Raw genomic sequence first — 287 nt, 5'->3', positions numbered from 1 at the left:
ATCGCCGGCGGCGTGCCCTCCTGCGTGAGCATCGCGCTGAGCGTATTCAGTAAGGCGATATGATGCGCCTGTAATGGCGACGGCGCGTCGGCAACGGGCAGCGTTTGCGGCGCCATTGCAAAAGAAAGGTGGCGAATCACCGTGCGAATAGCGTGCTGATGCCAGTAATCTACGGTGAAATTGGGACGACGGTTAGAGGCTTCTAACAGCGCAAGCTGGCTAAAGTTAACTTTAGACGCGGTGCTGGCGGTCGTCCTTGCAGGCGTATTGGTTTCAGCGGCGTTACT

The 287-nt window shown here is 57.5% G+C and carries 1 protein-coding gene; it reads right to left on the bottom strand.

Annotated elements, in window-relative coordinates; translation table 11 throughout:
* Positions 1-287, bottom strand: a 287-nt coding sequence (gene secM, locus J4G32_RS21140; RefSeq protein WP_246505454.1) for a secA translation cis-regulator SecM, incomplete at both ends; no start/stop codon positions are given.

Origin of the sequence: Microvirga antarctica, from assembly GCF_017921815.1 — a bacterium.
In the GTDB taxonomy this organism is placed as follows: domain Bacteria; phylum Pseudomonadota; class Alphaproteobacteria; order Rhizobiales; family Beijerinckiaceae; genus Microvirga; species Microvirga antarctica.
Note: the sequence above shows the minus strand (reverse complement) of the source record. Positions and strands in the feature narration are given on the sequence as shown.